Raw genomic sequence first — 18,607 nt, 5'->3', positions numbered from 1 at the left:
AGAAATATGCATAAGAAAAAGGTATTGATCATTGATGATGATGCCAGAAATATTTTTGCCCTCTCGGCTACCTTGCGCGCAAAATCTTTCGATTGTGTTTCATGTTCCGGAGCCAGGGAGGCGCTGGAATTATTAGCAAAAGATGAAATAATCGATGCAGTGCTGATTGATATGATGATGCCGGACATGGATGGGTATGAAGCTATTCCGTTAATCAAAAATATTGATTCAAGAAAACATACGCCTGTTATTGCTGTCACCGCTCAGGCAATGGTCGGCGACCGGGAGAAATGTCTTTTGGCCGGAGCAGACGGTTATATTTCAAAACCTATTAATGTAGACAACTTGTTGCAATTGCTAAGAAATGTATAATATGACGATTGAGGATGAGGAAATAGATTTACTGCTAAATGATGTTTTCGAGATTTACGGATATGACTTCACCAGTTATTCCCGGGCATCGCTTAAAAGAAGAATTATCAGGTTATGCGCCTTGGACAAATTCCCAAGTTTTGCTGAGTTAAGGTACAGAATCCGTTCCGAGGAAGATTATTTGAAAAGATTTGTTGAGGAAATCACGGTAAACGTGACCGAAATGTTCCGCGATCCCTCTTTCTATAAAGTGTTAAGAACAGATATTCTGCCAATTCTTGGCACGAAGCCGTTCATAAGAATCTGGCATGCCGGATGTTCTACCGGCGAGGAAGTTTTTTCCATGGCGATTATGTTACATGAAGCGAATCTTCTCAAAAAATCACTGTTATATGCTACCGATCTGAATCCAAGCGTTTTGGAAAAAGTAAGAAAGGGTATCTTCCCCTTAACGCAAATGAAGCAATATTCGGAAAATTATATCGCTTCCGGCGGAACAAAAGATTTCTCAACTTATTACACGGCTAACTATGGCCAGGCCAAGTTGAACCAGGAATTGTCTGAGAAAATTATCATTTCGACCCATAATCTGGTTTCCGACGGATCGTTTAATGAATTTGACCTGATACTTTGCCGTAATGTCCTTATTTATTTCGATAAAGATCTGCAGGAACGTGCTTTAAAATTATTCGATGATAGCCTGGGCACATTAGGTTTTCTTGCACTTGGATCAAAAGAAACACTGAAATTCTCAACCATACAATCGAGATTCAGACAGTTGGATAAAGAAAAAATATGGAAGAAAATGATCTAAAAAATAAGTTTAAGGTAGTCGTGATCGGCGGCTCTGCCGGAAGTCTTTCGGTGTTATTTGAAATGCTTCCTGCTTTGCGGACTGATTTATCTATTGCAATTATTCTAGTTCTGCATCGTAAAAACTCGGCTGATTCCTCGTTGTCTGCACTGCTTTCAACCAAAACATTAATTCCGACAAGAGAGGTTGAAGATAAAGATCCTATCCTGCCGGGGAATATATATCTGGCACCGGCTGATTATCACTTATTAATTGAAAAGGATTATATTTTCTCTCTTGATTATTCAGAAAAAGTAAATTTCAGCCGCCCAAGCCTCGATGTCACATTTGAATCCGCTGCTGATGTTTTTGGCCCGGACCTGACCGCGATTTTACTATCCGGAGCAAACGATGATGGTACTGAAGGACTTATCGCTGTAAAAAAAACTGACGGATTTGCGATAGCCCAGAAACCGGAATCTGCACAGATGCCTTTCATGCCGCAGCACGCCATTTCGAATATGGAAATTGATCTTGTATTAGATATCAAGGGAATTTCTGATTTTATAAATTCACTGGCGACTCATTAATACCGAGAGAAAATTTACCCATGTACCCATTATTTATAGAGCATTTGCCAGCCACCGATAGCTGATACAATTCTGAAAAACTTCTTCGTCGGTTTTGTAAACCAATTTTACAAGTACAATGTTGGCACGTATAGGTTACTCTGTAAGAATTCGTTACAGAATAATTATTTATAAATACATATTAATCATTGGAATAGTTAATATTTAAAAATAGTTTTGGGGCAAATTATTAAATCGAGGCAAAAAACCAACAAATTAGCTTAGGGTTTCTTGTATCATTTTTATTAATTGTCAAATAGACATATAATTAAGAAGGTGAACTGTTATTAACTACTTTTAAACTTAGATAATGGATTTCAAAACTACCTTAGAAAACCTCTTTGTTGAAGCCAAAGATGTCCCGGAAGAATTCTCTTTGCCTTCGGAAGTACATCAGCGCAAATACCTAAGCAATGGTGAGATGAAACAATGGAACGGCCCGGTTCATGAAGTTTTTTCTCCGATATGTATCAAAACTGAAAATGGGCTAGAACGAAAATTGATCGGAAGCTATCCGGTCAGTACCGAAGCCGAAGCGCAGGAATCTTTGGATGCTGCGGTAGCTGCGTATGACAACGGACGTGGTGCATGGCCGACAATGAGCGTATCAGACAGGATTAAACATGTAGAGCAATTTACTGGAAAAATGATTGAGCAAAAGGATATCATCGTCAAGCTCATCATGTGGGAAATTGGAAAATCCTTTGCTGATTCTACGAAAGAATTTGATCGCACCGTTGAATATATTTATGCAACAATCGATTCATTGAAACATCTGGACCGGGATTCCTCCGGTTTTGAAATTGTTGACGGAATCGCTGCCCAGATCAGGCGTTCCCCGCTCGGCGTTGTTCTTTGTATGGGGCCATTCAATTATCCCTTGAATGAAACTTTCACAACGCTTATTCCGGCATTGATCATGGGTAACACCATTTTATTTAAACCTCCGAAATTTGGCACCTTATTGCATTATCCACTGCAGGAAGCTTTCCGGGATTGTTTTCCGAAGGGAGTTGTCAACGTGATCTACGGCCGTGGTAACGCGATCGTCCCGGGTCTTATGCAATCAGGAAAAATAAACGTCTTAACACTTATCGGATCCAGCAAGGTTGCAAATGAGTTAAAAAAACAGCACCCAAAAGTGAACAGGCTTCGGGCGGTTTTGGGACTTGATGCAAAAAATGCCGCTATTATTACCAAACACGCCGACATAAGCCTCGCGGTGAAGGAAACCATAACAGGTTCCTTGTCTTTTAATGGCCAGCGGTGTACAGCCCTGAAAATTGTTTGGGTACATAAAAGCATCGCTGACGAATTCATTAAACAGTTCAGCGCAGCCGTTGCACAGTTAAAATATGGTATGCCATGGGAAAAAGGCGTTTCGCTGACTCCCCTGCCAGAACCTAACAAAATTGAATATCTGAACGAGTGTATTGCAGATGCAGAGGCAAACGGCGCGAAGGTCATGAACGAAAACGGAGGAACCTCAGCGGCTTCTTTCTTCTATCCCGCGGTTGTTTATCCGGTGAACGAAAAAATGAAGCTTTATCGTGAAGAACAATTTGGACCGATCATCCCGATTGTTCCTTTTGATGACCTGGAAGAAACAATCGACTTTCTGATCGAATCGACACACGGACAGCAGGTTAGTATTTTCAGTGAAAACGCTGATGAAGTTGCCTGGCTGATTGATCCGCTTGTAAATCTGGTAAGTCGTGTTAATGTCAATACGCAGTCGCAGCGCGGGCCGGATGCTTTCCCGTTCACAGGTCGTAAGGACAGTGCAGAAGGAACACTTTCTATTCCCGATGCAATCCGCTCATTTTCAATCCGCTCTTTGGTGGCTTTTAAAATGAATGAAAGTAATACAAATCTAATTAATGAAATCGTCAAGAGTGATAGTTCCAACTTCCTAAGCACGAAGTTCATTTTCTGATAAATAATTTATTTTTTACAATCCCGTTTTGACCGGATCTCATCATTTTTCTGATAAGATTCGGTTAACACGGGATTTTTCTATTTTTTGCCGCAATTTAGATTTAGTCAAAGTTTGCATATTTTTTGTAACCTTTTTGAAAAATTTATGTTGTAAATTGATGATTGACAACTACTTATGAATATTATTTTTATATTATTTTCGGGATTTTTTTTTAATTAAATGCCGAATAATAAAATTTATTTCTATTTTAACTGTAAATACATTAATAAAAACCGCTCTTTGTGTTGTAGATATACGGGCGTTCATATATTTGCAGATATTCATAAATTGAAAGTCAGCTTTTTTGACTTAAATGGCCTGAATAACATAAATACTTAAAAGTCTGAATCACTCAAATCCGTGATAAGATTACCCCGAAAAAAAAATGTTAAACAAAGCCGTTACTACCATGGACCAGGACACAAAATTGAGTGCAGATTATATCGATTCTCAGATTGGAAATATTATAGAGTACTACGACCGTTGGGAATTTGGAGAAGAGCCATTTTTTGGTAAAGCTCGCATCAAAGGTCTGGCTGACGACGAATTTGGAAAGTTGAGGATCATTTGTGAGGTTTTGGAAGGAAGCGATCTTGAACTGGCTTACGAAGAGGAAGATAATTTCGTGCATTCAGATAATCGCCCGATATACGCAGGGGCTCCTCCGTTTGAAATCTATTCTGCTAACTGGATTACAACGGATGGCAAGAAAAAGAAGCAGACTTTTATCTCACTGCCTAACGAAAATGCCCGCGCTTACGCCGCGCAGCTTACCAATAGTAAAGTTGTTGTTAAGCGTATTTACTGAGAAACAAAAAACCAGCTTCTTTCGAGAAAGAAGCTGGTGAAATAACTTTTGACTGAGCGTCAGGCCGGTACCAGAAAAAGGTTGTTAAATTCTCTTTCCACTTCAAGAAGATGTCTCCGGGTTATTCCGCTATACGTTAATATAAGTTCATTGGCCTGCTCTTTGGTCGACTTCTGCAACTTCCAATATTTTGGATGACTTACTCCGATCGGAATTCTAAACGACTTCTCTCCCGGCTCCCGGATCAGGACTTCATATTCAAATTTTATTTTCTGTGTGATCGGATTTGGAATGGATTTAAATATAACCTTCACCTCTCTCCGATTTTTCAATGTGAACACTTTCTCATGTACCATGGCTATTTTGTATTAGTTTTTTTGATATAAAAATAATTTAAATTGTAAAAATATCGGATAATTCAATGGAAAATTATCAAAAAACTTATCTAACGTTATTCAATTAATTCAATACGGCAAATATTAGACTGTTTTACAACGAAATAGTAACATTTAATGCTGCATGAATATATAATCTTTTCTTATTACGGTTTCGTAGGTATGGTTGGCAGGAATATGAATATTTCATCCGTAAATTGAGTAATCAAATGAAAATACTTTTAACCGGTGCAACCGGATATATTGGCAAAAGATTACTGCCCGTTTTGCTTGAAAATGGTCACCGTGTGGTATGCTGTGTTCGCGATAAAGGTAGATTCACTGTGCCGGAATTACACCGGGATCAGGTAAGCATTATTGAGATCGACTTTCTTAATCCTGAAAGTCTGAACGAAATTCCTGATGATATCGATGGAGCTTATTATCTTATCCATTCCATGTCATCCAATTCCAAAAATTTTGCCAAACTGGAAGATCAATCGGCGGAAAATTTTCGGAACCGTATGAATCAGACGCGTGTAAAACACATTGTATATCTGAGTGGCATCATTAACGATCAGAACCTGTCAAAGCATCTTGCTTCCCGAAAAAATGTGGAAGATATTTTGAATAGTGGGTCTTACAATTTTACCACACTGCGCGCCGGAATTATAATCGGGTCAGGAAGTGCCTCTTTTGAAATCATCCGTGACCTGACAGAAAAACTTCCGATTATGATTACTCCAAGATGGCTGCAAACCAGATCGCAGCCGATCGGAATTCGGGATGTAATTACGATGCTTGAAAAAGTACTTTTTAATGAGAAAACATTTGGATCAAGTTTTGATATCGGCGGGCCGGATGTATTAACCTACAAACAGATGCTGCTGCAATACGCAGAAATCCGAAAGCTGAAACGATACATTATCACCCTGCCTGTACTGACGCCCAGACTTTCTTCCTACTGGCTTTATTTTGTTACGTCAACGACTTTTTCGTTAGCTACAAAACTGGTCGACAGCATGAAAGTTGAAGTAGTTTGTCACGACAACCGGCTCGCCGGGCTTTTAGACCTGCAACCGATGTCTTACCGCGATGCCATTGCGGCGGCATTTACCAAAATTGAGCAAAATGCGATTATTTCCAGCTGGAAGGATTCGCTGATCAGCGGTCGGATTAACACTAAACTCTCGCAGTATGTGCAGGTTCCGGTAGACGGGTGTTTCAAGGATATTAAAAATTTTAAATTTAAAAACAGGCTGGATACTCAGTCGCGGATCTGGGCAATCGGAGGTCATACAGGCTGGTATTACGCAACATGGCTCTGGCAGCTTAGAGGATATTTTGATAAGCTCGCAGGAGGTGTCGGAATGCGTCGGGGCAGAACGTCGGCCGTTGACATTCATGCTGGTGATACGCTTGATTTCTGGCGTGTTCTGTTAGCTGATAAAAAACAAGGCCGATTGTTACTTTTTGCAGAAATGAAACTTCCCGGAGAAGCCTGGCTCGAATTCAAAATAGATGGAAACTACCTCACGCAGACAGCTACTTTCAGGCCAAAAGGGCTTTATGGCCGGCTTTATTGGTACCTTTCCCTGCCCTTTCATTTTTTTATTTTTAAAGGAATGATCACGGCCATTACAAAATAAAAGCTCCTGGGCTGAACCAAAACCCGGAGCTTCTATATACAACCTACACCCATTCTCAATTTATTTTTTCAAGTCTTTAATTTCATGTTGAACCTCCTGCAACATTTTCAGTAGCTGCTGCATATCAGTTTGCGGCTCAGGAAGCTGTTTACTATGGAAACTATAATACTCCCAGAGCTCAATGACGTCAGATACCGGAACAGTATAGGCAAAATATTGCTTGTTAAACGATTGAAGCAACATGGTCCCATCATCATTAATCGTCACTTGTTTGAATACGAAGTCCTGATCTCCTTTCAAAATCACGATGCATGGCGTTTCCTTTTTAAGCAACCTCCAATCCTGAACGTAACGTGTGATTATATCGCTACCTTCGGGAACCGGAAGCATCGAATCGCCAACAGTTGGAAACATCCTGAATGTTCCGTTTTTAGGAAGATTCGGCAGATTAAACTTCGGAAGGCCAGCTAGAAATTCCGGGTCATTATATCCGGACCGATAACCGGCTTTTGCCTTCACCGGAACGTATTCGATATTTTCCGCCTCTTCCTTATCTACTGTGATCGCCAGTACCCGGATTTTACTTCCCGACATATAGGCTTCGCTACCATCTTCCAGATCCTGGATCTTCTGCTCTGTAAGCGTCGTAAGATCAATTTTCAGAAGGCAATCGATACTCATTTTAAAAAACTCGGAAGTGTTTACCAGATCCTCCACCGTGGGATTCACCGTCCGGCCACTTTCATGCGCATTAAGCTTTACACGGGAAATTCCCAGTTTCTCGGCCAATGTCTCCTGACTCATTTTTTTACGAAGCCGAAGGTGCCTGATGTTTCCTGACCAAAATAATTGCTGAGCTGCCATAACGTATCAGATACTTTTGAAATCAATCAATAGATATTTTAGATATCAAATGTAGTAACTTTTTAAACAAAACCTACTCCGTATAAAAAAAATATTTTCCACCCGGTGATTTTAAAGTTTTGGCAATAGATTACTTTTTGCCGGATAAAATTTCTATACTCATTTCTAATTTGGGACAATGCTAAATTCATTTTTTTGAAAAAAATTGATTTATATATTTTGTTTAACTATTTTTAAAAAACATTAAACAAAATCATGGCGCAGTATTCTATTAAAGATTTGGAAAGAATATCCAGTCAGAAGGCTCATACCATACGGATATGGGAGCAGCGCTATCGATTGCTGGAACCGGAGCGAACGGATACCAACATCCGTTTTTATGATGATCAGCAACTCAAGAAATTGCTTAACGTCTGCATGCTGATGACGCACGGAATGAAAATTTCACATATTAGCAAACTCAGCAAGAGCGAATTAGCACAGGAAATTGATAAAATAATTGTTCAATCCTTCCAAAGCGATCAACATGTCGAAGTAATTATAAACCAAGCTCTAATTGCAGTCGCAACATATGACCAGGTTCTCTTTGACCAATTATTTTCGAATTCGGTCAAGCGATTTGGTTTAGTTAAAACATATGTAAATATTGTCTATCCGCTACTTGTTCGCACGGGCCTGATGTGGATCAAGGATGATATGCTACCGGCTCAGGAACACTTTTTTTCTAATCTTATCAAGCAGAAATTATATGCAGCCATTGATGCATTGCCGCTGCCTGAAAGTTCTGACCAAAGCTGGATATTGTTTCTGAATGAGAAAGAGGATCATGAAATCGGATTGCTATTTTCCTATTATCTGATCAGGCAATATGGTAAAAAGGCAGTCTATCTTGGACAGCGGGTTCCGTATGCTGACCTTTCCGACGTGGTTTTACAATGCAAACCCACACACATTTATACATTTTTTACAGTTAATCCCAATGGTGGAGAACTGATTGATCTGGTTGACAAACTCACCGAAGATTTCGGAAGCTGTGGTGTTTACATTTCCGGCGGAGATCTCAAAGTTGCCGAAATCACGCAAAAAAAGGGCGCACGAATGATTTACACGATTGAAAATTTAATCCAAATTTTATCTGAACACAATGAGTCAGGGAAAAAGTAATGTAATCCATAAGGACCAGTCAAAAATTGCCGTAATCGGCTCCGGGTTTGCCGGAATGGCCGCGTCGGCAGTATTGGCAAAAAATGGTAGCGACGTTACTATTTTCGAAAAAAATGCAACGATCGGCGGACGTGCCCGCTCGTTCGAAAGTCAGGGATTTGTTTTTGACATGGGGCCAAGCTGGTATTGGATGCCTGACGTTTACGAGAGTTATTTTAATTTATTTGGCAAAACAACAAGCGATTTCTACGACCTAAAAAAATTGGATCCGGGTTTTGCCGTTGTGTTCGGACAAAACGAGGTTATAGACATTCCCGCAGACTTCGACTCTATCTGTTCTCTTTTCGAAAGTATTGAAACAGGAAGCGGCTCAAAACTCAGAAAATTTATAGAGGAAGGTGAATTTAAATACCGGGTTGGCATGGGCGACATGGTTTATAAACCAAGCCATTCAATCACTGAATTTTTAGACTTAAAACTTTTTCGGGATGCACTGAAAATTCAGCTTTTCTCATCTTTCAGCGATCACGTACGAAAATATTTCAAAGATCCGAGGTTACTTGCCATCATCGAATTTCCTGTCCTTTTTTTAGGGGCCATGCCAAAAGACACTCCGGCATTATATAGTCTGATGAATTTTGCCGGACTTAAACAGGGAACATTTTATCCTATGGGCGGTTTCGGAAAGGTTGCAGATGCCTTCCGAAAAATCTCGGAAGATTGCGGTGTCCGGTTCCAGACATCAAATAGGGTCGAGTCACTTGAAATCAGTTCGGGTGCTATCAGCCATATTCACGTAAACGGTGAAACAATCGCAACCGACGGAGTAATCGGGAGCGCTGATTATGAACATATTGAAAATAGTTTATTACCTGAATCTTTTCGATCTTACGACAAAGATTACTGGGAAAGCAGAACATTCGCTCCGTCCTGTCTTTTGTTCTACCTGGGTGTAAGTAAAAAGATAGATAAACTGAGACATCACAATCTCTTTTTCGATGAGGATTTCGAGCAGCATGCAGTTGAAATTTACAAGCAGAAAAAGTGGCCTACCAATCCACTTTTTTACGTTTGCTGTCCGTCAAAAACAGATCCTTCCGTTGCGCCTGAGGGCAGTGAAAATATTTTCGTTTTAATGCCCATTGCGATAGGCTTGTCTGAAACAGAAGAAATCAAGGAAGAATATTACGACACGTTAATGGCTCGACTGGAAAAATTTGCAGGAGAAGATATCAGATCCCACGTGGTCTACAAAAGAAGTTATTCTGTCTCCAATTTTGTAAACGATTATAATGCGTACAAAGGAAACGCATACGGCCTGGCCAATACCCTGATGCAGACGGCGGTTTTTAAGCCGAAGATGAGAAGTAAAAAAGTTGACAATTTGTACTATGCAGGTCAATTGACCGTGCCAGGGCCCGGCGTGCCTCCATCTATAATATCGGGGAGAATCGCTGCTCATGAACTTATTAAATTCCTAAATAAAAAACCATGAAAGTGATTTTCGACACTCTTTCTGCCTCTTGCAGTAAGAAAACAACCCAATTATACAGTACATCTTTCTCCCTGGGAATCAACTTTCTGGATAAGAAATTCCATGCACCGATTTACGGGATTTACGGATTTGTACGCCTGGCAGATGAAATTGTTGACAGTTTTCACGACTACGACAAGCCGTTTTTAATGGAAAAAATACGAAAGGATACCATTGAGGCAATCGAGCAGAAAATCAGTATCAATCCGATTTTAAACAGCTTTCAGGACGTCGTTCATAAATATAATATTGAGTGGGAACTCATCGATACATTTCTAAAAAGTATGGAAATGGATCTTTATAAAACTACACACACGGTCGATTCCTATAATCAGTACATTATGGGATCAGCTGAGGTTGTCGGACTGATGTGCCTGCGTGTTTTCACTGAGGGGAACTATGTGACTTACCGTGACCTAAACCCCTATGCCATGAAATTGGGATCAGCTTTTCAGAAAGTAAATTTTCTCCGTGATCTCATGGCTGATTATCAGATGCTTGGGAGAAATTATTTTCCGGATATAGATTTTCGTTATTTTAATTTTCAAGATAAAGAGAAGATTCAGAATGAAATTGAAGACGACTTCAATCAGGCCTTGATAGGTATCAAACAGCTTCCGGCGGGAGCAAGACGCGGAGTTTATCTTGCCTATTTTTACTACAAAAAGTTATTTCTCCGGATCAAAGAATGCCCGCCTGAAAAAGTGATGACTGCCAGGATCAGAATTCCGGATTACGACAAGATCGGGTTGATGTTTCAGTCATTGTTCCGCCATCAATTTGATCTTTTATAACAATTTTTTGTTGTTATAATCAGTAATATAAAAGCTGGACAAAATATATGCTGCTTTTATAAAACCTAAATCCCGATCAAAATGAATAACCAGGTTGTCTTAGTAAATGAAAATGATGATGAAATCGGTTTGATGCCCAAATTGGAAGCCCATCAAAAAGGTGTTTTACATCGTGCTTTTTCAATATTTATATTTAATACGAGGGGAGAAATGCTGCTTCAGCAGCGAGCCTATGGAAAATACCATTCAGAAGGACTTTGGTCAAATACCTGCTGCAGCCACCCCTATCCGAACGAAAGCACGTTAAGCGCTGCAAAAAGACGCCTTTATGAAGAAATGGGGATTCATTCTCCGTTGTATTTTCTGTACTCATTCCGGTACGAGGCGGCGGTGGATAATGGTCTCATTGAGCATGAACTAGATCACATTTTCTGGGCCGTTTCGGACGAAACGCCGACGATAAATATAGACGAGGTTCTCGACTATAAATATATCACACCCGAGGAACTCAGGGAGGACATGAAAAAGCGTCCTGATATTTACACCGAATGGTTCAAAATTTGCCTCGACGAGGTATTGAGTAAAATTAAACTTTAAACAATTTATGAGTCCGGTTTTGATTAATATTTCGATTGTTGTTGCAACTTTTATAGGCATGGAATGCGTTGCGTGGCTGGCGCATAAGTATCTGATGCATGGCTTGTTCTGGTTCTTACACCACGATCACCATCAACGGGATGACGGTGATTTTTTTGAGAAAAACGATTTCTTTTTTTTAATATTTGCCACACCCGGAATCCTGTGTCTTTTTATCGGCTTACAAAACGATTTCAATGCTCTTTTCTGGATTGGTACCGGTATTACATTGTATGGCATGACCTATTTTCTGGTTCATGACATTTTCATTCATCAGCGTTTTAAAATTTTCAGAAATACCGAATCTTTCTATTTGAAAGCAATCAGAAAAGCGCACAAGGTGCACCACAAACATTTAGGGAAACGCGACGGCGAGTGTTTTGGTATGTTGTGGGTTTCGTTCAAATATTTCAGAGAAGCGAAAGCATCCCTTGATAAACAGAAGCCGGTGACAAAAACGCAATTTAGGGCCTAAAATTTGCTTCCATGCGTCAGCGATACCAACTTATCCATCAGTGTGGGAAGCTTATCCAGTATCCTCAACGCAATATCGGTAGTGTTCCGTTTCCCGAACAGATTTTGAAGATAATATCCTGCCGTTATCCGATTGTTGAAGGCCGCGTTCCAGGATTTATTGTAATTTGTAAGAGCTTCGTTCCAGTTAATTTTTTCTGCGAAATAAGCGTTCAACTGGCTGGCTAATAACTTTGATGCTCGCATACCCATACTCATTCCATTTCCACATAAAGGTGTGATCGCACCTGCCGCATCTCCAAGTAAAAACAGACCGTTTACAGCGGTCTGTTTTTTATTAAATTGAATATTACTAATGACAAGCGGCTGAGCATTTACAAATTCAGATTCTGTAAAGTAACGTTTCAGAAACGGATTTTTATAGAGAATCTGTTCTTCCATTGCTTTAATATCGTTACGATTTTCACGAAGATTTTTTGCCGTAGTCAGATAACATAAGCAGTAATTTCCATTATCAACTTTTGATATTCCGCAGTAACCATCCTTGAAATTATGCAGCTCAATGCGGTTATCGGCGGTATTAGCACTGATATGATATTTAACACCGATAAATTTGCGTGATTCCGAAGAACTTATTTTTTTGAAATCTTCCTGCATGCTGACAAATGAAGGAGTATACTTTCCATAACTTCCACATATAATACGGGCATTGAACGGCCCCTGAGATGTTTCAATTTTACGACTCAAAGCATCCGGTTCCGATACTGCACTCACCTTGCAATTTTGTACTATTTCAACTCCCTTGCCAGCAGCAATTCTGGCAAGATGTGAATCCAGGGTAAAGCGGCTAACGCCAAAGCCACCAAGATCAAGTTTATGTTTTATCATAAATCCCTTCTCAGAGCTTATTCCAACTTCATTAATAATGGGAAGATTTAGCTGGCTTAAAGGCATACCCAGACCTTCGAGAAATTCCCAGCTTTCCATTGAAATATATTCACCGCAAACTTTATGAAAAGGGTACTCATTTTTTTCAAATAAAACCACAGAAATTCCCTGCTCAGCTAACTGAATGGATAGACAAAGCCCTGCCAGCCCTCCCCCGATAATGGCACAGTCGTAGTGGTTAGCTTTCGTTTCCATGGATAATTATTTGATGTCTGAATGCCCACTTATTAGACACAGTATACCTGGAGGCACCGGATTTTTGAAGAATGTCAACCCACTCTTTCTTCCTGAAGCCCCGTAAAACAGATAACGGTGCATCATTCTTTACCAGATAAGATCTGGAAAAAAGCCGGGTCAGAATTTTAATCGAATAATATGCAATCGGATTTCTTTCGAGATCGTTGATCAGTAATATCGCGTTATTATAAACCGAAAATTTTATAAGTTCAATTAATTCCGTTTCCGAAAGGTGGTGACAGAAAAGACAGGCATGAATGATATCGATTTTTTCAATATGTTTTTTCATATTTTTGTAATCATCACAGATGAAAGTGATCCCATTATTCTCAGGGTTACTCATTGCATACCGAACACAAACAGGTTTCAGATCAACGCCGTATAAATCAAGCAAGTAAGCGTGTTTCATTCGCCATTTTTTGATCCGCTTTAACGTATCACCTCCCCCGCATCCGATATCAACAAAATTGTAGTGATGTCCAGGTTTTATAATATTCTTCAAGCCTGAAAAGGATATTTTGTAGCCGCCAAGCCAGTGATTTATAAAATCAAGTTCACGCAGATTCCTGAATAAATCCTGTTCAGGAATTTCCTCCTGATCCAACAGCTCCTTCTCCTGACTTCGTTTTTTAAACATATTGCAGCTGCATCGTTTCGATACTCAATCCGGGACCGAAAGCGGCAGCAAAGATCTTTTCTCCGAGTTCTGCGCGATCTGCTTTTTTCAGTACACTCTTCAAGACAAACAATACTGTTGGAGACGACATATTTCCGAAATTTCTAAGGACATCATAAGTTTCCGAAAGTAATGATTTATCCAGATCAAGAGCAGTGGCAAAATCGTCAACGATCTTCTTCCCTCCGGGATGAATCGCCCAATAAGCGATTGACGAGGGCGAAAGTCTAATTTTATCTAACATTGGTAGAATATTTTCCTTGATTAGCCCCGGAACATAAGAGGTAAGATTCATGATGAAACCTGTCTCTGATAACTGCCAGGCCATATCCCGGTATCCGTTATGAAGAATCATCGAATCGAATCTGTTAACCTGGACTTTCTTCTCAGAATATTCTTCCTGAGGTTGCGAACTCAATATAACCGCCGCAGCACCGTCGCCGAAAATTAAATTTGAAAGCAAATAATCGTCATTAAACCGCTTCTGAAAATGGATCGTGCAAAGTTCAGTGCATACGACCAATACATTCGCATCCGCCTGACTTCTGCAAATAGCATCGGCATTTTTCAGGGCGATAATGGCTGCGTTGCAACCCATGAAATTTACACTGCTTCGTTGCGTGGCAGGATTCAGATCAAGGTCGCGGATCAGCTCAATATCCAGACCTGGTGCGAACAAGCCTGTACAGGTTACAGTAATAAGGTGCGTGATCTGATCTTTTCGTTGATGAAAATCCGGAATCTTTTCAATAGCCTTAATTGAAAGCTCCGTCGCATATTTTTTGTAAACCTGCATTCTTTCTGACAGGCCAGGTTCGCGATCCGTTGATTGGTCAAATAATTCTATTTCCTTCACATTTTCTTCAAAATCCCCTACAACAGAATATCGATTTTCTATACCTGTTTTCGCCGAGACAATCTTGATCTTACGTTTGTATGTTTCGTCGTCCGTCGAGTTCATGTAAAATGTGCTCAAAATGTCTTGTGAAAAACAATTTTCAGGAACTGCGGTTTCAATAGCGGTGATATAACTCAAAGGAAATGATTGATAATAATGAGTACAAAAAAACAACTGTTCATACAGATTGCTGCGATCCAGTTCATGCGCATCGTGTTTTTAAAATTAGCATTTGTAACGTTCTTACTGACAAGATAGAACCAGTAACAGAAATAAGCTACGATCGGCAAAAAGAACATTTGAATGATAAAAAAAACCGTTCCAGAATTTTTACCCTCAAAATACAAATAGTAAAAAGTGTTGCATAAAGCGAACATTATGGCCGTAAAAATAAACGTTCCCCGATATCCCAGTCTGTAACTGAGCGTAACAACGCCATCACGTAAATCTTGTTTATGCTGATAAATCTGCGTCAAAGGATAAGCGCCGGCAATTTGAAATGAACATCCCAATAATACAAAAAGGGCTTGTTTGTCGAGCTTTAACGCGTTTCCAGTTATGCCAACAGCAGACATGTAATAAGTAAAAGCGCCCTGGAAAATCGCAACTATCAGAAACCCGGGAATTGCATATTTTTTCAGCCGGATCTGTCTTGAGCTATAAGCTCTGGAAGCTGCAATGTACAAAGCAAGGCAAAAGGCAAACAAAAAGCTGATAAAAAATGCTGCAAGGATTATTGCCAGACCGTCAAGAGCCACAGTTATGTAAAAAAGTTTTTCTGTTGGCATAGGTGGTTTTTCAATACCGCCGATACTGTCTTCATCCCGGTCAATATAGCTATTGTAGCCATTGCTTGCAGGGTAAATTAGAAAATGAATTAATAAAAATGAGATTATAGCCTTTGAAATAGAAACAGACTCTGCCTGACTGACAGCAAACAAAAACAACGGCATCAGGAAGAATGAAAATGGTATTCTCAGTAATTTTAAAGTATTTCTGTCGATGAGCATACAAGTTTTTATACTTGATAAAACTATTTCACTAGTATATAAAGTATTTTCGATGAGAACAAGGCGTAGTGCTTATTTAATATCGCCAACCTCAATGAACATACGAATGAATGATCCTGTTGGTTGCTCAGGCTACAAAGAAAACGGGAAGCAAAGTGCCTCCCGTTTTACCCGGACTACAATGAATGAATTCAATCTTTTTGTATATTTTAAAAACCTGATCAACTTGGCATGCGCCCGATTTAAAATTTCTTTAAAAATTTTGGTCGCCCAAAACCCTTTTTACAAAAGAACTTTGCCAGAATTTATGATTAACCGAGCTTACCCGTTATTTATGTTTATCGGGGTTCTATATCGACTGCTTCATAATTTTTACCTGATGATGTCGAAATAATCAATACTGATATAACTTTGTAATCAGTATCACAGAGTGTATCAACAAGGTCATGGAAACAAAAACAGAATTTATCAGAAATCAGCAAGAGGAAGTAAAAGCTCTCCAGGACACAATTTATGTCATCGGAGGCAAATGGAAACTCCCCATTATTAACTCGATATGTAACGGAAACAAGCGATTCAGAGAAATTGAGCGCAGTATTCCTGGGATCACTACACGAATGTTATCTAGGGAATTGAAGGAAATGGAATTGAATAAGCTGGTGAAGCGCACGGTTTATCCAGAGTCTCCGGTCCTGGTTGAATACGAATCAACTGAATATTGTAAAACTTTTGGAAATATAATTCTGGCAATGATCGATTGGGGAAAAGAGCATAAAAAAATGATAATGAAATCTTAATATACTGATTATCAAGAGGGGTGATTTATATTTCCGACTCGTGCCATGGCGAAAGCTGTATATATGGTAAGTAAGTCGAACAGTAATTTTATCAATTTTCTGACTTTTATCCTGACAAATCATTACTCAAAAGCATTTTAAACTTTCACTACTATGTCCAGGTCACCGTTATCACCAGAAGATTTGCATGAAGAGCTTATCCAAAACAATGAAAATCAGAATGTTGGAGATACTTTACTTTTTGAAAATGACAAAGTAAAAGTCTGGCATATAGGACTTCAACCCGGAGAAAGAATTCACTATCACCGCCATAATTACGATTATTTCTGGGTTGTTTTGCAGGATGGAAAAGGAATTTCACATCAGGAAGATGGCAGCATAGTAAGTTTTACTTTTACAAAAAACCAGACATCATTTCAAAATATTCTGGTCAATGGAAGTGCAATCCATGACCTCGAAAATACAGGAGACGGCATTTTAGAATTTATAACAACCGAATTAAAATAGCCGTTAACCCAGACGTATCTGTTTTTGAAATAATAATTTAAATCCAATTGCAGTTACGACGCTAAAAACGACGAGCACCATCCACAGCGTATTGTATCCCCAATGCGCTGCAATATATCCTCCGCCTGCCGGACCGATAATTTGAGCAACTGCCCATGACAAGGAATAAGCGGCAGAATACTTCCCACGATTCAGCTCAGTTGCCCTGCTCATGATCATAGTGCTGATGTAAGGAAGTGTCAGCATTTCACCCGTTGTAAAAAATAATACTGTTGCAGCAGCAATAATTACAGGACCAACGCCGGGAAGCACGAGAAAGACATAGGCGACTGCAGTAAACACCACCCCCGCGACAATGTAAAAAGTCTCAGGTTTCCGACCTACCAGATTTTGGATAAGAACCATTTCGAAGAGCGCAATGACGACGCCATTCATGCCCAACAAAATTCCGATCGTCGATTCTCCAATATGTAACTGCTCTTTCCAGTAAACAGGCACCAGTCTGAAAAGTAATACAAAACTGACCATATAGACGGTTACTAGAAAAATAAAGCGGGTAAAAAAAGGATCTTTCCAGGGAGATAAGGACGGAACATCAGCACTTTCGCCTGCTATTATTTTTTCATTTTTTCTTCCTTTTGGTAAAAGAAGCAGAATTAATAATCCTGCAAAGGAATAAACTGCCCCATCCACCCAGAACAATAAATGATAGTCAATAGCTGCCAGAAGTCCGCCTACGGAAGTACCAAACCCAAAACCAACATTTTGCGCAAGCCTGTTTAAAGCATATGAACGCGTCAGGTTTTCAGGCGCTGAATAAGAAGCCACAGCCGTATTATTGGCAGGTTTAAATCCCTCAACAAAAAAACTAAGCACAACCGTTAATGCGCATAAACCATTGAAGTCATCGACATGTCCAAATAAAACGAATAATAAACCGCTTGTTATCAGACTGACAATCTGGACTGTATGAAACCCTATTTTATCAGTCAAATATCCACCAGCCATGGCGCCAAGTACCGAACCGACACCAAATAGCGTAATGATTAACCCCGCATCGGCTATACTTCGGTGCATGCTTTGCGTAATATACATACTCATAAAAGGCACGGCCATATATCCGCATCGGTTGATGAGAATTACCAAACTCAAAAGCCATGTTTCTTTACTTAGGCCGCTGAAAGAAACCTTGTAGTTATGTATAATTTTTTGAACCATAAACTTGAATTCCAGGATACAGACCGGGTGGCTGCCGGAGTTTATGATCAACAGTTTGATTCAGAACACGGTTCACAGTATCTGCATTATTTTTTACAGACAGCTTTGGAGCAGCAAACAGTTCGTGCGAAACAGTTGCTGGCTCTGAGAAAATCGGTTGACTTCACTAAAAACTTATGCGTTATTGCCCGGCCACAGATTACACTGATATGTTGACTTCTAAACAAAATTTACTGTCTACCCAAAT

21 protein-coding genes are annotated in these 18,607 nt (G+C 39.7%); 14 read left to right on the top strand and 7 right to left on the bottom strand.

Going from position 1 to position 18,607, the window contains the following annotated elements; genetic code table 11:
* The first annotated feature begins 6 nt into the window (after nucleotides 1–6).
* From BMY70_RS20715 to BMY70_RS20695, 5 genes are all read left to right on the top strand, one after another.
* The gene (locus tag BMY70_RS20715; RefSeq protein ID WP_090338184.1) at nucleotides 7–372 is read left to right on the top strand and encodes a response regulator; all 366 of its coding nucleotides are present in this window, start codon (nucleotides 7–9) and stop codon (nucleotides 370–372) included.
* Nucleotide 373: 1 nt separating this feature from the next.
* Entirely contained in the window at nucleotides 374–1,186 is an 813-nt protein-coding gene (locus BMY70_RS20710) for a CheR family methyltransferase (protein WP_090338344.1), read from the top strand.
* A complete protein-coding gene (locus tag BMY70_RS20705; protein WP_090338183.1) occupies nucleotides 1,168–1,755 on the top strand; it encodes a chemotaxis protein CheB in 588 nt (195 codons plus the stop codon). The genes BMY70_RS20710 and BMY70_RS20705 overlap by 19 nt, the downstream gene beginning before the upstream one ends.
* Before the next feature lie 349 nt (nucleotides 1,756–2,104).
* Nucleotides 2,105–3,730, top strand: coding sequence for an NADP-dependent glyceraldehyde-3-phosphate dehydrogenase (locus BMY70_RS20700; protein ID WP_090338182.1), 1,626 nt, complete (start codon nucleotides 2,105–2,107; stop codon nucleotides 3,728–3,730).
* A gap of 427 nt (nucleotides 3,731–4,157) precedes the next feature.
* A complete protein-coding gene (locus tag BMY70_RS20695) occupies nucleotides 4,158–4,580 on the top strand; it encodes a hypothetical protein (protein ID WP_229209712.1) in 423 nt (140 codons plus the stop codon).
* A gap of 59 nt (nucleotides 4,581–4,639) precedes the next feature.
* Here the strand turns inward: BMY70_RS20695 and BMY70_RS20690 are convergent, their stop codons facing one another.
* The gene (locus BMY70_RS20690; RefSeq protein ID WP_090338181.1) at nucleotides 4,640–4,936 is read right to left on the bottom strand and encodes a hypothetical protein; all 297 of its coding nucleotides are present in this window, start codon (nucleotides 4,934–4,936) and stop codon (nucleotides 4,640–4,642) included.
* 248 nt (nucleotides 4,937–5,184) lie between these two features.
* Here BMY70_RS20690 and BMY70_RS20685 point away from each other — a divergent pair, with 248 nt between their 5' ends.
* Nucleotides 5,185–6,603: an SDR family oxidoreductase gene (locus BMY70_RS20685; RefSeq protein ID WP_090338180.1), complete on the top strand. Its 1,419-nt coding sequence runs from the start codon at nucleotides 5,185–5,187 to the stop codon at nucleotides 6,601–6,603.
* Between the two features lie 60 nt (nucleotides 6,604–6,663).
* Here the strand turns inward: BMY70_RS20685 and BMY70_RS20680 are convergent, their stop codons facing one another.
* Entirely contained in the window at nucleotides 6,664–7,467 is an 804-nt protein-coding gene (locus BMY70_RS20680; protein ID WP_090338179.1) for an XRE family transcriptional regulator, read from the bottom strand.
* A gap of 255 nt (nucleotides 7,468–7,722) precedes the next feature.
* Between BMY70_RS20680 and BMY70_RS20675 the strand changes: the two genes are divergently transcribed.
* The 5 genes from BMY70_RS20675 (at nucleotide 7,723) to BMY70_RS20655 (ending at nucleotide 12,070) form a co-directional block, all read left to right on the top strand.
* Complete coding sequence (locus tag BMY70_RS20675) at nucleotides 7,723–8,631, top strand: MerR family transcriptional regulator (RefSeq protein ID WP_090338178.1); 909 nt, start codon at nucleotides 7,723–7,725, stop codon at nucleotides 8,629–8,631.
* Nucleotides 8,612–10,126, top strand: coding sequence for a bifunctional phytoene desaturase/3,4-desaturase (gene crtID, locus BMY70_RS20670; RefSeq protein WP_090338177.1), 1,515 nt, complete (start codon nucleotides 8,612–8,614; stop codon nucleotides 10,124–10,126). The genes BMY70_RS20675 and crtID overlap by 20 nt, the downstream gene beginning before the upstream one ends.
* Nucleotides 10,123–10,959, top strand: a complete 837-nt coding sequence (locus BMY70_RS20665; protein WP_090338176.1) for a phytoene/squalene synthase family protein — start codon at nucleotides 10,123–10,125, stop codon at nucleotides 10,957–10,959. Before crtID ends, BMY70_RS20665 begins: the two co-directional genes overlap by 4 nt.
* Before the next feature lie 81 nt (nucleotides 10,960–11,040).
* Nucleotides 11,041–11,556 carry an isopentenyl-diphosphate Delta-isomerase gene (idi, locus tag BMY70_RS20660; RefSeq protein WP_090338175.1) on the top strand — a complete coding sequence of 172 codons (516 nt, stop codon included), beginning with the start codon at nucleotides 11,041–11,043 and terminating at the stop codon, nucleotides 11,554–11,556.
* Nucleotides 11,557–11,563: 7 nt separating this feature from the next.
* Nucleotides 11,564–12,070 carry a sterol desaturase family protein gene (locus tag BMY70_RS20655; protein ID WP_177197083.1) on the top strand — a complete coding sequence of 169 codons (507 nt, stop codon included), beginning with the start codon at nucleotides 11,564–11,566 and terminating at the stop codon, nucleotides 12,068–12,070.
* Here the strand turns inward: BMY70_RS20655 and BMY70_RS20650 are convergent.
* The 4 genes from BMY70_RS20650 to BMY70_RS31360 are packed head-to-tail and all read right to left on the bottom strand — an operon-like array spanning nucleotide 12,067 to nucleotide 15,838.
* The gene (locus tag BMY70_RS20650; RefSeq protein WP_090338174.1) at nucleotides 12,067–13,212 is read right to left on the bottom strand and encodes an NAD(P)/FAD-dependent oxidoreductase; all 1,146 of its coding nucleotides are present in this window, start codon (nucleotides 13,210–13,212) and stop codon (nucleotides 12,067–12,069) included. The two genes, BMY70_RS20655 and BMY70_RS20650, sit on opposite strands and share 4 nt — an antisense overlap.
* Nucleotides 13,196–13,891: a methyltransferase domain-containing protein gene (locus BMY70_RS20645; protein WP_090338173.1), complete on the bottom strand. Its 696-nt coding sequence runs from the start codon at nucleotides 13,889–13,891 to the stop codon at nucleotides 13,196–13,198. Before BMY70_RS20645 ends, BMY70_RS20650 begins: the two co-directional genes overlap by 17 nt.
* Nucleotides 13,884–14,966, bottom strand: a complete 1,083-nt coding sequence (locus tag BMY70_RS31365) for a type III polyketide synthase (RefSeq protein ID WP_229209711.1) — start codon at nucleotides 14,964–14,966, stop codon at nucleotides 13,884–13,886. Before BMY70_RS31365 ends, BMY70_RS20645 begins: the two co-directional genes overlap by 8 nt.
* The gene (locus BMY70_RS31360) at nucleotides 14,963–15,838 is read right to left on the bottom strand and encodes a UbiA family prenyltransferase (RefSeq protein WP_229209710.1); all 876 of its coding nucleotides are present in this window, start codon (nucleotides 15,836–15,838) and stop codon (nucleotides 14,963–14,965) included. The genes BMY70_RS31365 and BMY70_RS31360 overlap by 4 nt, the downstream gene beginning before the upstream one ends.
* Nucleotides 15,839–16,284: 446 nt before the next feature.
* Between BMY70_RS31360 and BMY70_RS20630 the strand changes: the two genes are divergently transcribed.
* Entirely contained in the window at nucleotides 16,285–16,635 is a 351-nt protein-coding gene (locus tag BMY70_RS20630) for a winged helix-turn-helix transcriptional regulator (protein WP_090338171.1), read from the top strand.
* 153 nt (nucleotides 16,636–16,788) lie between these two features.
* Nucleotides 16,789–17,142, top strand: a complete 354-nt coding sequence (locus BMY70_RS20625) for a cupin domain-containing protein (RefSeq protein WP_090338170.1) — start codon at nucleotides 16,789–16,791, stop codon at nucleotides 17,140–17,142.
* A gap of 3 nt (nucleotides 17,143–17,145) precedes the next feature.
* Here the strand turns inward: BMY70_RS20625 and BMY70_RS20620 are convergent, their stop codons facing one another.
* Complete coding sequence (locus BMY70_RS20620) at nucleotides 17,146–18,360, bottom strand: MFS transporter (RefSeq protein ID WP_090338169.1); 1,215 nt, start codon at nucleotides 18,358–18,360, stop codon at nucleotides 17,146–17,148.
* Here BMY70_RS20620 and BMY70_RS20615 point away from each other — a divergent pair.
* Nucleotides 18,340–18,576, top strand: a complete 237-nt coding sequence (locus BMY70_RS20615) for a hypothetical protein (RefSeq protein ID WP_143072137.1) — start codon at nucleotides 18,340–18,342, stop codon at nucleotides 18,574–18,576. The two genes, BMY70_RS20620 and BMY70_RS20615, sit on opposite strands and share 21 nt — an antisense overlap.
* Nucleotides 18,577–18,607 lie beyond the last annotated feature (31 nt).

It is taken from the genome of Dyadobacter koreensis, from assembly GCF_900108855.1.
Lineage (GTDB): Bacteria > Bacteroidota > Bacteroidia > Cytophagales > Spirosomataceae > Dyadobacter > Dyadobacter koreensis.
This window is presented reverse-complemented; position numbering and strand designations above follow the sequence as displayed.

Coding starts and splice junctions, on each gene's coding strand:
- BMY70_RS20710 (WP_090338344.1), top strand. CDS start 374: ATGACGATTGAGGATGAGGAAATAGATTTACTGCTAAATGATGTTTTC.
- BMY70_RS31360 (WP_229209710.1), bottom strand. CDS start 15,838: ATGCTCATCGACAGAAATACTTTAAAATTACTGAGAATACCATTTTCA.
- BMY70_RS20665 (WP_090338176.1), top strand. CDS start 10,123: ATGAAAGTGATTTTCGACACTCTTTCTGCCTCTTGCAGTAAGAAAACA.
- BMY70_RS20700 (WP_090338182.1), top strand. CDS start 2,105: ATGGATTTCAAAACTACCTTAGAAAACCTCTTTGTTGAAGCCAAAGAT.
- BMY70_RS20630 (WP_090338171.1), top strand. CDS start 16,285: ATGGAAACAAAAACAGAATTTATCAGAAATCAGCAAGAGGAAGTAAAA.
- BMY70_RS20625 (WP_090338170.1), top strand. CDS start 16,789: ATGTCCAGGTCACCGTTATCACCAGAAGATTTGCATGAAGAGCTTATC.
- BMY70_RS20680 (WP_090338179.1), bottom strand. CDS start 7,467: ATGGCAGCTCAGCAATTATTTTGGTCAGGAAACATCAGGCACCTTCGG.
- BMY70_RS20690 (WP_090338181.1), bottom strand. CDS start 4,936: ATGGTACATGAGAAAGTGTTCACATTGAAAAATCGGAGAGAGGTGAAG.
- BMY70_RS20645 (WP_090338173.1), bottom strand. CDS start 13,891: ATGTTTAAAAAACGAAGTCAGGAGAAGGAGCTGTTGGATCAGGAGGAA.
- BMY70_RS20705 (WP_090338183.1), top strand. CDS start 1,168: ATGGAAGAAAATGATCTAAAAAATAAGTTTAAGGTAGTCGTGATCGGC.
- BMY70_RS20715 (WP_090338184.1), top strand. CDS start 7: ATGCATAAGAAAAAGGTATTGATCATTGATGATGATGCCAGAAATATT.
- BMY70_RS20675 (WP_090338178.1), top strand. CDS start 7,723: ATGGCGCAGTATTCTATTAAAGATTTGGAAAGAATATCCAGTCAGAAG.
- BMY70_RS20685 (WP_090338180.1), top strand. CDS start 5,185: ATGAAAATACTTTTAACCGGTGCAACCGGATATATTGGCAAAAGATTA.
- BMY70_RS20655 (WP_177197083.1), top strand. CDS start 11,564: ATGAGTCCGGTTTTGATTAATATTTCGATTGTTGTTGCAACTTTTATA.
- BMY70_RS20695 (WP_229209712.1), top strand. CDS start 4,158: ATGTTAAACAAAGCCGTTACTACCATGGACCAGGACACAAAATTGAGT.
- BMY70_RS20620 (WP_090338169.1), bottom strand. CDS start 18,360: ATGGTTCAAAAAATTATACATAACTACAAGGTTTCTTTCAGCGGCCTA.
- idi (WP_090338175.1), top strand. CDS start 11,041: ATGAATAACCAGGTTGTCTTAGTAAATGAAAATGATGATGAAATCGGT.
- crtID (WP_090338177.1), top strand. CDS start 8,612: ATGAGTCAGGGAAAAAGTAATGTAATCCATAAGGACCAGTCAAAAATT.
- BMY70_RS20615 (WP_143072137.1), top strand. CDS start 18,340: ATGTATAATTTTTTGAACCATAAACTTGAATTCCAGGATACAGACCGG.
- BMY70_RS20650 (WP_090338174.1), bottom strand. CDS start 13,212: ATGGAAACGAAAGCTAACCACTACGACTGTGCCATTATCGGGGGAGGG.